Here is a 13,221-nt window from a genome sequence, read left to right on the forward strand (position 1 = left end):
ATTTATTCTTGCAATTGGCGTTTTTAAAAAAATTACTTGCCCAGCGGCACGTTGAACCACAGGTTGTTCAGGAATCCTGAGAAGATCAAGAAGCTGAGGCAGACCACGTTGAAGGTCACGAAAATTGCCACCGCTTCAGTGAACTTGTTGTGCTTGACCAGCTTGTGTTTCTTCTTGAAGCGGAGCCAGATGTCGTTGATGATGATGGCCAGGGCGTGGTAAAGACCGTAGACGATGTAGTACCAGGTCAAACCGTGCCAGACCGCCATTACCATGAAGTTGACCAGGTAGGCCGCTTGAGCCAGGCGGTTCCGGTTCTTGATCAAGCGCTTCTTCATCGCGAAGAAGGTGAAGCGCATGAAGATGAAGTCTCTGAACCAGAAGGACAGAGTCATGTGCCAGCGGTTCCAGAATTCCTTGATGTTGTGGGCCGCGAAAGGCTTGTTGAAGTTCATCGGCGTGTGGATGCCCATAAAGTAGGAAATCGACACGGCGAAGAGGGAGTAGCCCGCGAAGTCAAAGAACAGGTACATTGAGTAGCAGTACATGACCCCTAAAAGCCACCAGGACAGGTGCAAAGGATACATCCGCCCGGCCAGGATGGCCTGCTGCTCAAGGTATGGCAGGCAGTAGGTCCCGAAGAACCAGCCCAGGAGGAACTTGTACAAGAAGCCCTGGAAGAGGTATCTGACCGCGTAAGAGAGGTCCTTAATGTAGTCTTCCCGGCTCGGTGCCTTGTCATAGTCCTTGACGAAGCGGCGGTAGCGGTCGATCGGGCCGCTGGAGATGGTCGGAAAAAACAAGAGGAAGCGGGCGTACATAACCGGATCCACCTGCTTGATCGTCCCGTCGCGCAGCTCAATGACCACCTGGACCGTCTTGAAGGTTAGGTAGGAAATCCCTAAGAAGCCGAAGTCGATCCCCTGCTTGTGGGGCACGATCGGCCAGATTTTTACCCCGACCAAAGGCAGGATAGCCAGGATCACGGCCAGGCAGAAGACCCAGGTCTTATTGGCCTTCCCCGTCTTCTTCCGGTAGTGCTGGTAGGCAAAAGTCACCAGGAACTGGTAGACGATATAGCAGATCAAGGTTACCCCCTGCTGCCACTTGTCCGCGTCGAAGATGAGAAAAATGAAAGCAAGGGAGACCAGGGCTTCGTACCACTTGTAGCGCTTGCCGAAGTAAAGGCCGATGATCAAAGGCAAAAGCGCGATCAACAGGTAGACAAAGTACTGCGGGTTTTCATATGGTTGCAGATTTATCACGCCTGGTTAACCTCCTTGATGACCGCCTTGATGTCGACCTTCCCGTTCTGGGAGATCGGCAGGGCGTCTTTGTAAAGGTAGCGCTGCGGGATCATGTACGGCATCACGTCCTTGGCTAGGCCGTCTCTGATCTGCTTGGTAATGGTCCCTTCAGCGAACTTGCGGCGGACCCCGTCGTTTAACTCAACCACGGCTACCAATTGCTTGATCGTGTGGTCAGGCTTGTAGATCGGGGCAGCAACCGCGTGGCGGACCAGCGGATTCTGGTTCATGTAGAAGTTGATTTCTTCCAGCTCGATCCGGTAGCCGTTGAACTTGATCTGGAAACCGATCCGGCCCTTGTAGAAGAGCAGGTCCCCGTCAAAGTAGCCCACGTCCCCGGTCCGGTAGTGCTGAACGCCGTCTTCCTGGTAAAAGGCTTCTTCGGTCTTTTCCGGGTTATTGATGTAGGCCTTGGAAACTGACGGGCCGGCGATGATCATTTCCCCGCTCTTGCCGTCATCGCCCTGGCTGAGGTCAATAGTGATTTCCGTATCTTCCTTGACATAGCCGATTGGCAGGCGGTCATATTTTTCCAGAATTTCCTGGGTGATCTCCACTTGCGTGACTGCCACGGTCGCTTCCGTTGGCCCGTAGGTATTAAAAATCCGGCTGTCCGGGAAGCGTTTCTTGAGCATTTCAACTTCCTTACGGGGCAGTTCTTCCCCGCAGAAGAGGAAGTGGCTGAGGCCGGCGTGGTGGTCTGCGTCAAAAGTCCGGTCCAGGAAGCACATTTGGGCAAAGGACGGAGTTGACACCCAGACATTTACGTCGGTTTCCGGCAAGGCCTTGAAGAGCTGGGCAAAGTTTTCCGTCACTTCGTGAGGCAAAACAACCAGTTCCCCGCCGCTCAACAGGGCCGGATAGATGCTCATGACTGACAGGTCAAATGAGTAAGGGGCCTGGGCCAAAAAGCGCGGATGGTCCGGCAGGTCAAAGTCCTTCAGTTCCCAGTCAACGAAGCTAACCAGGTTGTCGTGGCTGATCTGGACCCCCTTAGGCTTACCGGTCGTCCCGGAAGTACAAATGATATAGAAGTTTTCATCGCCCTTGACGTAGTCTGCCTCATCCGCTGTCCCCTCTTCCGGAACGTCGTCCGGCTTAAGCAGGGTCAAGTCGCCCAGGTCGACTTCCGGCAAGTCGCTGATGGCGATCAAGACCGGGGAGGCAGAGACTTCTCTGACCAGGTCGATTCTTTCAACGTTAGAATAGTCGGCGATTGGCACGTAGCAGTGCCCGCTCTTTACACAACCTAAGAAGCAAGCCAGCATGTCAAAAGTCTGCCCGCCCCAAATCATAACGGGTACCTTGGCCGGTGCTTTTTCCTTTAACAAGGCTGCCCAGCTGTTAGCCCGCTTGATCAAGTCAGCGTAGGTGTTCTTTTGACCCAGGTAGTCGTAAACTACCCGGTCTGGTTCTCTTTGCGCGATCTCATCGATCGTCTTGACAATATTTCTCATTTCCACTCAACTCTCCTAAAATTCATTGTAAATAAAGCCAGTTGAACCCAAGCCACAATATTCATACAAATAAATCAAGCCTAATAAAATGAGGCTGTAAAGCAGGGTTCGCAGGATAAAAGACCGGATGACCTTCCCCCGGCTGACTGGTGTCTTATTTTCCATTAAGCTCATCTCCTCTTCTTTTCACCAGAGTCTGCTATCCCAACAGAATGAAACAACACAACTTACTTTTTTATTACAGTCAACTGTAACACATTATTCATATTTCGTTCACAGTCTTCTGACATTTTACCATTTCTTAACGTATTAAAAAACACAAAAAACTAGTCCTTCACCTTATATTTTTGCAAAAAGCTACTTCAATCCGGCCTTACGCTCCTGGCTGTAGCAGAACAAAAGCAGAATTGAAGGCAGGAAGCCGACGAAGAACATCGCGATCAAGCTCATCCGCAAAACGTAGCTTGGGGACTGCCACTTGTCCAGCTTGGCGGTCGCCAGCACGTAGGCCGCGTACAAAACGACCAGGGCCAGGCCCCACAAGAAGCTGGTGTAATGAGTGACCTGGTAGAGGTAGAGCAGGCCGCTGGCCGGGATCAGGCAGGACCAGCCGGAAATCTGCACGTCGATGATGATTTTCTTAGCAAGTTGGCTATCCATTTTTTATTGTTTCCTTTATATGATATTCGCTATTTATCAGTTATTGTCCAGCAGGGCGTTGATATTGACCGACAGGGTCCGGTCCATGACCGTGATATCCTGGCGGGCATACTGGCTGGAGGCCGATTCAAAGAGGCAGAGCAGCTGGCCCTTATAGACTGTGATCTGCTCTAAGTAAGGCGGCATCCTGACCACCTGCTCGGCATTTGACTCGTCGAGGTTGTTCACGGCCGTGATCGGGAAGATGTAGAGCTTGGAATCCTGGCTGCCATATGACTGGCTGAGGAAAATTTTGTCCCCGTAGATGGCCAGGCCCTGGATCTGCTTGTTCATACTGGTCGTCCCGTCCGGGTCAGACCAGGAAACGGACTCGTTGATACTGGAAATCTCACTGGTGGTGATGGTGTTTTTGTACTGGCCGGACCGGGCCAGCTTGTAGCTGGCGACCTTGCCATGGCCATTTTCATTGAAATAGCCGACAAAGAGCTGGTCATCGTAATAAGTCAAAGCTGAGGCCTTGGCGATCGAGTTGATCGGAATCTCATGATCATAAACCAGCTGGTCGCTGGTCTTGGCGCTGGCCACGTATTCGATCAATTTGGCCAAGGAGAAGGACATCAAGGCTGACTGCCCGTCCTTTGACCCGGTCAGCCAGATCTGCATCCCCTTAGGGTCATAAGCAATCCCGCCCAGGTGCTGCCGGCCTGGCAAGCGGACCGTTTTCAAAAATTTCCCCGTCTTTTTGTCTAAAACATAAATGACCGAGGCATGCCGGTGCTGGCCGTCATAGGCCGTGATCAAAAGATAATTGTAGACCACGGCGATCCCCTGGGGGGTCATGGCGCTGGCTGAAGTAATCTTTTTCGCCTGGTAGTCATAGCTCCGCGTCGAAATGAGGCCCGGGATGACCACGTCCTGGCCCACCGTCGTCCTTTTCGGGGTCTGGTAGGCGGCCTGGTAGACGAAGCTGTAATTGTCCCGGATCGCCTTCCGGTAGGCTGTCAGCTTGTGCCAGGCCGGGCTGGTGCTGGTTCCGTCCTTGGCCTTGGTCAGCTTGGGCCGGGCCGCCAGCATGGCCTGCTTCATCTGCCACTGGCTGTAAGCCGGATAGGCCCAGTAATAGCCCCAGGCTGCCAGGCCCGCCAGCAGGATTAGGTTAAAAATCAGCAGGCGCAGCTTCCGGTGAAAATGGTGCTTCTTCCGGCTGACTAGTTTCTTTCCGCTTTTTCTGTCTTTTTTGCCCATTGGCCCTCCTTCCGGCCTTTTTTCTGCAATTTTTTCCCTAAAAAAGAAAATTCCCCTCTATCTTAACAAGCCCGGCCAGGGGCGAAGCAATTTTTTTGGCTTTTTTTGAATTTTTCGCTAAATGTCATACTTTGTTCACATTTCCAGTATAATATAATGACCGTAGCAAGCGAGAGCTTGTTACTACACTCAACTTTTTGTTTTTCATTCATACTCCTCCAAAGTAAATGAAAAATATCGACTGACTCCATAGTCGATTCATATCTATCCCTTTCGGCTCACGTGCGTTGCGTGAGCTTTTTTGTTGCTTGAAGAGGTCTTTATATATCCGCAAGCAATTCTTTACTCTTTGTTAAGGAATTCCAAACCCTTTATTGAGAATTACCCTGTATGATAAACATGTAATGAGCTGGTAGAACTCGTTACAAGTACTCCCACTTTTTTATTTCATTCATTCTTACTCCTCCAAAGTAGATGAAAACCAATTAGGCCTGCGCGAGCAGGCCTTTTTCTTTTTCTCTTTTTCCAAAATAGTTTTATACTTAAATTATGTCAAAACAAAAATTAGCAAAGAAAAAAATATAAGGAATTAGGTTGATGATTTCAGCAGCTATTCAACGCGTTCTCGCGGAAAAGTCCGGCTCCTTTTTGATTCCGGCCAGCAAGATTGCCATCGTTGAAGAAGACAATCCCCTTTACCATGCCTTCTTGATCTTAACCAAGGTCAAGTACGCCAAGATTCCCGTCTTGAACAAGAAGGGCCAGATCACCGGCCTCTTAAGCCTGGCCATGATCACCGACAAGATGCTGGACCTGGATGGCATTTCCGTTAAGCCTTTGAACAAGTACAAGGTCAAGGATGTCATGGAGACTGACTTCGTTTCCATCAGCTTTACGGAAAAAGACATCGAGACCCAGCTCCACCTGCTCGTTGACAACAACTTCCTCCCCGTTGTCGACGACCAGGGGGTCTTTCAAGGGATGATCACCAGGCGAGAATGGTTCAAGGCCTTCAACTACCTGGCCCACACTTTTGACGACCACTATGTCACGGTTGACAAGAAGCAGGTCCTTAAATTAGAAGCGGAGAATTAACAATTACAATCATAAGCATTTTCAGTATAAGAAATCCAATTTGTGCTAAAATATATCTAATAATCTATATTGTCTTTTAAGATAAAAAGTGAAGTGTGTGTCCACACTCCTTGTTTTTACTATTGGGAGGAATAATTCATGAAACGCCAATGGAAATTCATTGTCGTCCTGGTTCTCGGGGCAATTGGACTGATCACTGACAATGTCCTGCACATTCCGGGAATCGCGGAGGTCCTGTTCGACATTGCTGGTGCCTACATCAGCATCTCCTTAGCCAGGGAAATGTTTGGGGACTTGAAAGAAGGGCACTGGGGCATCGACGTCCTGGCCCTGATCGCGATCATCTCCATGATGATTACCCGGGACTACTGGGCTGAATGGATGATCCTGGTCATGTCTACTGGTGGCGAAAGCCTGGAAGACTACGCGACCGGCCAGGCCAACCGGGAACTGCGGGCCCTTTTGGACAAGAACCCGCAGGTAGCCAGCAAGCTGGTTGACGGCAAGGTAGTTGAAGTCAAGGTTGACGACCTGCAGATCGGCGACCAGGTCTTAATCAAGCCAGGTCAGCAGGTGCCAGTAGATGGGACCATCATTGAAGGCAGCTCTACCTTTGACCAGTCATCTCTGACCGGGGAATCAGTTCCGGTGGACAAGACGGTCGGCGACGACTTGATGTCCGGTTCCCTTAACGGGGAAACCGCCGTAACCATGGAAGTCAAGAAGCTGGCCAAGGACTCTGAATACCAGACCATCGTTGAACTGGTTAAGTCTTCTGCTGCCCAGCCGGCCAAGTTCGTCAAGATGGCGGACCGCTACGCCGTGCCATTTACCATTATTTCATTAATTATCGGGATCGCTGCCTGGGTGACGACCGGGAACTTCACCCGCTTCGCGGAAGTCATGGTCGTTGCCTCCCCATGTCCGCTCTTGATCGCCGCTCCAGTTGCCCTGGTAGCGGGGATGAGCTCCATGTCCAAGCACCACATCATCGTCAAGTCCGGTCCAACCTTGGAACAATTAGCCAAGGCCAAGACCTTTGCCTTCGACAAGACTGGGACTTTGACCCAGAACCAATTGGTCATCCAAGACGTTCTGCCGGAAAACGGCTTTGACAAAGAAACTATCCAAAGCTACGCGGCCAGCCTTGAGCAGCAATCCGACCACATCATCGCCAAGTCCCTGGTTCAAGGGACTGACAAGAACTTGATCCAAGCCGTAAGCAACTTGCAGGAATCAACTGGTAACGGGGTGAGCGGGACCGTTGACGGCAAGTACGTCATGGTCGGCAAGCTTTCCTACGTGGCGCCTGACGCTAACGTAAACAAGGCCAAGACTACTGCTGTCTACGTTTCAGTTGACGGCAAGTACGCCGGCTGCATCACCTTCAAGGACCAGCTGCGGCCAGAAACTCCGCAAACTTTGGCCCGCCTGCGCAAACAAGGCGCAAAGCACATCATGATGCTGACCGGGGACAACAAGGACGTAGCCCAGGCGATCGCTGACGCGGCCGGCGTCGATGACGTCCGGGCCAGCCTTTTGCCAGCCCAGAAGATTGAAGCCATCAAGAACGTGGCGCCTGAAAACCGTCCAGTCGTCATGACCGGGGACGGGATCAACGACGCGCCAAGCTTGACGGCCGCTGACGTCGGCATTGCCATGGGAGCCAATGGGGCTAGCGCGGCCAGCGAAAGTGCTGACGCGGTCATCATGGTCAACGACTTGAGCAAGATCAACGATGCCGTGGCCATTGCCAAGCACACCATGAAGGTGGCTGAAATCGACGTTATCACTGCCATCGTGGTCGTTATCATTCTGGAACTGGTGGCCTTCACTGGTCTTATTCCGGCCTTCTGGGGCGCTGTTTTGCAGGAAGTGGTCGACATGATCACCATCTGCCTGGCCCTTTTGGCTAAGACCGAACCGAAGAATCCAAAACAGACCGGTTTATGACATGCTCCCCCGACCAAGGTCGGGGGTTTCTTTATAGGCTAGTGCTCACGCACAGCCTACAGCTTCTGAGAACAACCAACTTATTCTTGCAAGCAGGATTGGCCGAAGTCAAGACTGCTTTTTTACTGGTTCTGTCCAGCAAGCTGAACAGCAGTGCAAAAACAGAGGTCAGTCTATTTATCACGGAAGTGCCCCCTCCAACGATTCCGCCAAGCCGCAGTGACTGCTGTTTGACGGTACGATTTTTTTGCTTGCCCAGCTCTCTCAGAGCTGGGCAAGTCCTTTAAGCAAAATATTGATTGATGCATTGATGTCACGGTCATGATGCGCCTTGCAGAATGGGCAGTCCCATTCCCGCACTGACAGTGGCTTCTTGCCCATATCCTTGCCGCATTTTGAGCAGATTCGGCTGGTGTATGCTGGATTGACCTTGATGAGAATCTTTCCGTACTTCTTGCACTTGTATTCCAGCATTTCGCGGAATTTACCCCATGACTGACGCAGGATTGAGTGGGCAAGGTGGTGATTCTTTGTCATGTTCTTGATCTTGAGATCTTCAATGACGATGACGTCGTATTCCTTTACCAGCTGATCCGTGATCTTGTGCAGATAGTCATCGCGCTGATTCGTGATGCGGCTCATATAGCGGTTTTTGGCGACATTGGCTTTCTGCCAGTTGCGATAGTCAGACAAGCTTTTTGCGCCAAGAACCTTTTTGTTGACGTCCTGCTGCGACTTAACCAAAGCCAAATGACGGCGCTTGGATGACTTGCTCTGCCAGATTTCTGCTTGTTTCTCGCAGAAATCCGATGAGAACCTGTCAAACTTTCTGCCGTCTGACAGAATGGCCAAGTGCGTCAACCCCACGTCAATGCCAACCGCCTTGCCAGTCTTTGGCAGGAAGGCGGTCTTTTTCTCCACGATGAGAGAAAGCCAGTAGCGACCGCAAGCATCGATGCTGATCGTGTAGCGCTTGATCTTGCCGTCGATGACGCCGGTTTTCGATGATCTGACTCTTCTCAGCTTCGGCAGGAACATGTTTCTTTTGCCCATGATCCGGATGCTTGACGACTTGCCAGTATATGACTGCTTGGCGTTATGTTTTGAGTGGAAGCGGGGCTTGCGTCTCGTTCCGGCAAAGAACGCCTCCCAGGCATCGCTGATGTTCTTGGTCACGATTTGGAAGCTGGAGCTGTCGCTTGCCTTGAGGAATGGATATTCGTTCTTCAAAGCGGGAAGCAGATTGTTAAGATCGAATTCCGTTAACAGTTTTAAGCTCTTGTTGTTCTTGTAGCGTCCCTGATAGAGGCTGACAAGTTGATTCCAGAGGAAGCGGTCATTGCCAAAGAACTGTCTAAGTTTGGCTTGTTGTACGAGAGTCGGGTACAATCTGATTTTCACTCCATATTCCGGCAGATCTGACTTGCGCTTGCGTATTGCCATGTCGCTTCCTCCTTTCTAGCGTTTAGTGAAATGGTCTATTCCATTGCGTCTCAATGTATTTCTTGACGACAGCTTCGGTTGTCACTCCAATGCTTCCTGCGTAATAGCTCGGTGACCAGACGTGACCACCCCAGAAGTATTCCTTCATCGTTTCTGGATACTTTTCAAAAAGCCACTTGGCCGTAATGCCTTTGAGCTTCTTGACGATATTTGTCACGCTCTCTTGGGGTTTGGCAGACAGCAGAATATGCACGTGAGTTGGCATTATTTCCAGAGCCTTGACCGTATACTCATTCTCACGGCAGATCTGAAGGATCTTGTCCTTGAGCGAATCGACAATAATTGGATTAGCCAAGGCTTGGTTGCGATACTTGGTACACCAGACGATGTGGTAATTGAGGTTGTATACGTAGCCTCGCCCATGGATGATATCTGGCTCATCATTTCTGAATTCGTATTTAGTCATATGAGTTGCACCTCCTTTCAGTATTTACAGCTCTCTAGCTATTTATATTATATCACATGTCGAACTAACGTTCACATACTAAGGTAAAAAGTTGGCGATTCAACTCGGCATTGAAATGTCAAGTTTTCTCACCCCCAACGTAATAAAATTTGTCTTTTCTCCAATTTCTTGCTAAAGTATTATTAGTTAACATAACATTTTTCAGAGGTTGGAGTTTCAAAACTTTCAAGAATTTGCTTCTTTGGGTCAAGAAGCTTTTTCTTGGGAGTTTTTTGTTTTCCAGCCCTTTTTTGAAACGGAGGTCAATATGGAATTTATTGGACAATTGATACTGGTCTTGCTGATGACAACCCTGCTGGGGCAAGTCTTTGCCCGCTTCAACTGGCCCTCAGTCATCGGCCAGCTCTTATCGGGGATCCTGCTGGGATCGGCTCTTTTGGGCTGGATCAACCCTAACGAAACGATGACTCTCTTCTCCGACATCGGGGTTATCATGCTGATGTTTTTAGCCGGGATTGAAAGCGACCTGGACTTGCTGAAGAAGTACTTTAAGATCAGCTTCACGGTGGCCACGGTCGGGGTTATCCTCCCTATCCTCTTTATCGGCGGGGCCTCCCTGCTCTTCGGGATGCAGTTCCTGGAAGCCCTCTTCATCGGGATCATCTTCGCAGCCACCAGCGTCTCCATTTCCGTGGAAGTCCTGCGGGCGACCGGGATGCTGCAGACCAAGGCCGGGACGGCAATTTTGGGGGCAGCGGTAGTCGACGACATTTTGGCGGTGATCGTCCTCAGCCTCTTCACCACCTTCAGCCATGAAGGCGGCAAGTCTGGACTGACCAACAACTTCTTCCTGAACCTGCTCTTTGAAGCCCTCTACTTCGTCTTCGTCTGGCTGGTTTACAAGTTCATCGCGCCAAAGTTCATGCAGCTGGCGGAAAAAATCAATGTCAGCTACTCTGTGGTCATCGCCTCTTTGATCCTGTCTTTGGGCATGGCCTACATCGCTGAATTAGTCGGCTTGAGTGCCGTGGTCGGGGCCTTCTTCGGCGGCCTGGCCATCCGGCAGACCAAGCAGGAAGCAGAAGTCAATTCCTCAGTCTCCGCGATCGGCTACTCAGTCTTTATTCCAACCTTCTTCGTCAACATCGGCCTGTCGATGACTTTTGCCTCCATCGGCCAGGACTTCCTCTTCATCGTGGTCATGACGGTTCTGGGCGTTCTGTCCAAGTACTGGGCCGGCAAATACTCATCAGAAATCTTCGGCCTTAAGCCGCTGGAAGGCAGCATTGTCGGGGCCGGGATGGTTTCCCGGGGGGAAGTGGCCTTGATCGTGGCCCAGATCGGGATTGCCCACCACCTTTTCCCAAAGGACATTTACTCCAGCTTGATTCTGGTCATCATCTTGACGACGGTTCTCTCACCAATCATGCTCAACCACTACATCAGAAAAGACGAAGCGTGAAACTAAAAAGCAGCGAAGCCAAGCTTCGCTGCTTTTCGTATCTCCAAACAGATTTCTTTTTTTCTCTTTTTGTTGTATTCTTGTATTTTTCCTTTTGGCCTAGCCTAAAATGCTGAGCATGTTCCACATGATGTGAGTGGCCATGGAGTAGCGCAGGTCCTTGGTGGTCATGTAGACCCAGGCCAGGACTGACCCCATCATCCAGTAAACCAGGAGATATGGTGACCAGAAGGGATTGTGGGCAAAGGCAAAGAAGAAACCGGAAACCAGGATCCCCGCCCACTTGGCGACCTTGCCGGCATGGTTAAAGAGGAGGTTGAAGAACATCCCTCTGAAGATGATTTCCTCCATAACCGGGGCAACTAAGACCACCATGATATTGTAGGTTGGACCCGCCGTCTGCTGGAGGTGATCCAGGTTCTGCTGGTTGACTGAGACCCCGCCGCCGATCAAGTTCATCAAGAGGATGTAGAGCAGCTGCATCAAGAAGAAGCCCCCGACTGCGGTGGCCAGCTTCCACCAATCCCAGTGGAAGTCCTGGCTGAAGCCCCAGTCATTGTCATCATCCAGCTGCCCCTTATAGAGCCAGAAGCTGAACCAGAAGACCAGGACGGTCGAGAGGGCCAGGATGAAGGCCTCAGCCGACCCGAAGCCAAAGATGTCCGGGTAGAAGTAAAACTCCTGCAGGGTCGTGTACAGCGCGAACAAGATTGCGATTTCGATCAAGTAAAAGAGATAATGCCCAATTTTTTTCATGTTTGTCACCTTGTTGTCTCAAAAAAATTCTTATCCTCTATTATAATAAAGTTTAACCAATTTTCTAAACGATATGGACGAGGACCTAAAAAATGCCATCCAGATTAAACACACTGCTATTTCTATTCAGCCAGAACCGGGCTTTCAGCTACTTTACCATTTTGGTGGCGATTGCCTCGGTAACCTTCATTTTCTCCTGGCTGAGCGACCCGCGCCGCTTGATCAACGGGGTCTTTTTCACCTTTTTCATCGCTTCGCTGGGGGCCTGGTTCACCTTCCTGGTCTATGCCACCAACCTGCCCAGCTTCCGCAAGGTCTACCTCTGGGCCCTGGCGATCCTGGCAGTAACCGTGGCCGTCATCGTCTCCTTCTCCTGGATCCTGCTTTTATGGAACTCCTATGTGGTCTTGAAGCATGAGAGCCATACCCTGCCCAACCTCCTGACCTTGATCCTGGCCGGGGCCATGCTGGGCCTCTGGGTCTTCATTTTCATCGGCCACTTCACCCGCAGCACGCCGACCGGCCTGCGCCTCATCCTGGACATTTTCCCGACGGTCGCGGTCTACCTCGCAGCCGTCATGTACAACTTCCTGGTCAACCTCCTGCTATACCAGATTGTTCCTCGCCGCTACCAGCAGAACTACCTGATCGTTTTGGGAGCGGGCCTGATCCATGGGGACCAGATTTCCAACATCCAGGCGGCCAGAATCAACCGGGCCATCCAGTTTGCCTACCACCAGCAGGAAAAGGGCCAGCCCTTGCCCAAGTTCATCATGTCCGGCGGCCAGGGGCCGAATGAAAAAATTTCTGAAGCGGCAGCCATGGCCGCTTACGCCATCAAGCGGGGGGTCCCGAAGGAACTGATCCTGCTGGAAGACCAGTCCAGAAATACCGAGCAGAACATGGAATTTTCTCAGATTGTGGCCTACAACGACTATGGCAATGACAACTTCAAGGCTTGCTTCTTTACCAGCAACTACCACGTCTTCCGGTCAGCCATCTACGCGAAAAGGGCGGGGCTGGATGCCAACGGGATCGGCTCTTACACCCGCCCTTACTACCTGCCCAACGCGGTTTTGCGCGAATTCGCCGGCATGTTCGTCATGAACCGCCTCCGCCACTTCACCGTGATGGCCTTGATCGTGGCCGGCTACATCGCCTTGGCAATTTGCAAACTACTAAATGTCTTTTAACTTTTTTAAAATTACCTGGAAAATCCGGGTAATTTTTTATTTTTTCTAGTATGCCCTTCCCGCTTAGAGTCATATATCTTGAGAGCTTTCTGGCAAAAACGAGAATCCCGTCAAATCAACACTTTATCTTGTGGGTGCACTTTTGACATAACTACCAAATATTGATAAGATCGTAATCGTGTTA

Annotated in this window: 12 protein-coding genes and 1 other annotated feature; of the genes, 4 read left to right on the top strand and 8 right to left on the bottom strand. The window is 50.8% G+C overall.

Features of this window, described 5'->3' with window-relative positions; genetic code table 11:
- Positions 1–32: 32 nt before the first annotated feature.
- The 5 genes from dltB to LJ046_RS01715 all read right to left on the bottom strand — a co-directional run bounded on the left by dltB (position 33) and on the right by LJ046_RS01715 (position 4,669).
- Positions 33–1,265, bottom strand: a complete 1,233-nt coding sequence (dltB, locus tag LJ046_RS01695; protein ID WP_002878369.1) for a D-alanyl-lipoteichoic acid biosynthesis protein DltB — start codon at positions 1,263–1,265, stop codon at positions 33–35.
- Positions 1,262–2,764: a D-alanine--poly(phosphoribitol) ligase subunit DltA gene (gene dltA, locus LJ046_RS01700; RefSeq protein ID WP_002878368.1), complete on the bottom strand. Its 1,503-nt coding sequence runs from the start codon at positions 2,762–2,764 to the stop codon at positions 1,262–1,264. The genes dltB and dltA overlap by 4 nt, the downstream gene beginning before the upstream one ends.
- Positions 2,765–2,779: 15 nt before the next feature.
- Positions 2,780–2,929, bottom strand: a complete 150-nt coding sequence (dltX, locus tag LJ046_RS01705) for a teichoic acid D-Ala incorporation-associated protein DltX (protein WP_002878364.1) — start codon at positions 2,927–2,929, stop codon at positions 2,780–2,782.
- Between the two features lie 192 nt (positions 2,930–3,121).
- Positions 3,122–3,424: a hypothetical protein gene (locus tag LJ046_RS01710; RefSeq protein WP_002878362.1), complete on the bottom strand. Its 303-nt coding sequence runs from the start codon at positions 3,422–3,424 to the stop codon at positions 3,122–3,124.
- A 36-nt stretch (positions 3,425–3,460) separates the two neighbouring features.
- On the bottom strand, positions 3,461–4,669 hold the full coding sequence (locus LJ046_RS01715; protein WP_002878361.1) for a YncE family protein: 1,209 nt from the start codon (positions 4,667–4,669) through the stop codon (positions 3,461–3,463).
- A gap of 597 nt (positions 4,670–5,266) precedes the next feature.
- Between LJ046_RS01715 and cbpB the strand changes: the two genes are divergently transcribed.
- Together cbpB and LJ046_RS01730 are read left to right on the top strand one after the other, a co-directional pair.
- Positions 5,267–5,764, top strand: a complete 498-nt coding sequence (gene cbpB, locus LJ046_RS01725) for a cyclic-di-AMP-binding protein CbpB (RefSeq protein ID WP_002878360.1) — start codon at positions 5,267–5,269, stop codon at positions 5,762–5,764.
- Between the two features lie 138 nt (positions 5,765–5,902).
- Entirely contained in the window at positions 5,903–7,717 is a 1,815-nt protein-coding gene (locus tag LJ046_RS01730; protein ID WP_002878359.1) for a heavy metal translocating P-type ATPase, read from the top strand.
- Between the two features lie 264 nt (positions 7,718–7,981).
- Here LJ046_RS01730 and LJ046_RS01740 read toward each other — a convergent pair whose 3' ends face one another.
- Together LJ046_RS01740 and tnpA are read right to left on the bottom strand one after the other, a co-directional pair.
- A complete protein-coding gene (locus LJ046_RS01740; RefSeq protein ID WP_002878358.1) occupies positions 7,982–9,160 on the bottom strand; it encodes an RNA-guided endonuclease InsQ/TnpB family protein in 1,179 nt (392 codons plus the stop codon).
- 22 nt (positions 9,161–9,182) lie between these two features.
- Positions 9,183–9,626, bottom strand: coding sequence for an IS200/IS605 family transposase (gene tnpA, locus LJ046_RS01745; protein WP_002878357.1), 444 nt, complete (start codon positions 9,624–9,626; stop codon positions 9,183–9,185).
- A 206-nt stretch (positions 9,627–9,832) separates the two neighbouring features.
- Positions 9,833–9,881, top strand: a sequence feature (sodium ion sensor (DUF1646 type); this cis-regulatory element may regulate processes involved in with the transportation of sodium ions).
- Between the two features lie 52 nt (positions 9,882–9,933).
- Between tnpA and LJ046_RS01750 the strand changes: the two genes are divergently transcribed.
- A complete protein-coding gene (locus LJ046_RS01750) occupies positions 9,934–11,088 on the top strand; it encodes a cation:proton antiporter (RefSeq protein WP_035176559.1) in 1,155 nt (384 codons plus the stop codon).
- Between the two features lie 99 nt (positions 11,089–11,187).
- On the opposite strand, the gene LJ046_RS01755 is transcribed toward LJ046_RS01750, so the two are convergent.
- Positions 11,188–11,844 carry a CPBP family intramembrane glutamic endopeptidase gene (locus LJ046_RS01755; protein WP_002878355.1) on the bottom strand — a complete coding sequence of 219 codons (657 nt, stop codon included), beginning with the start codon at positions 11,842–11,844 and terminating at the stop codon, positions 11,188–11,190.
- Positions 11,845–11,936: 92 nt separating this feature from the next.
- Between LJ046_RS01755 and LJ046_RS01760 the strand changes: the two genes are divergently transcribed.
- Positions 11,937–13,037, top strand: a complete 1,101-nt coding sequence (locus tag LJ046_RS01760; protein ID WP_002878354.1) for a YdcF family protein — start codon at positions 11,937–11,939, stop codon at positions 13,035–13,037.
- Positions 13,038–13,221: the final 184 nt, after the last annotated feature.

Origin of the sequence: Lactobacillus delbrueckii subsp. jakobsenii ZN7a-9 = DSM 26046, from assembly GCF_001888925.1 — a bacterium.
In the GTDB taxonomy this organism is placed as follows: Bacteria; Bacillota; Bacilli; order Lactobacillales; family Lactobacillaceae; genus Lactobacillus; species Lactobacillus delbrueckii.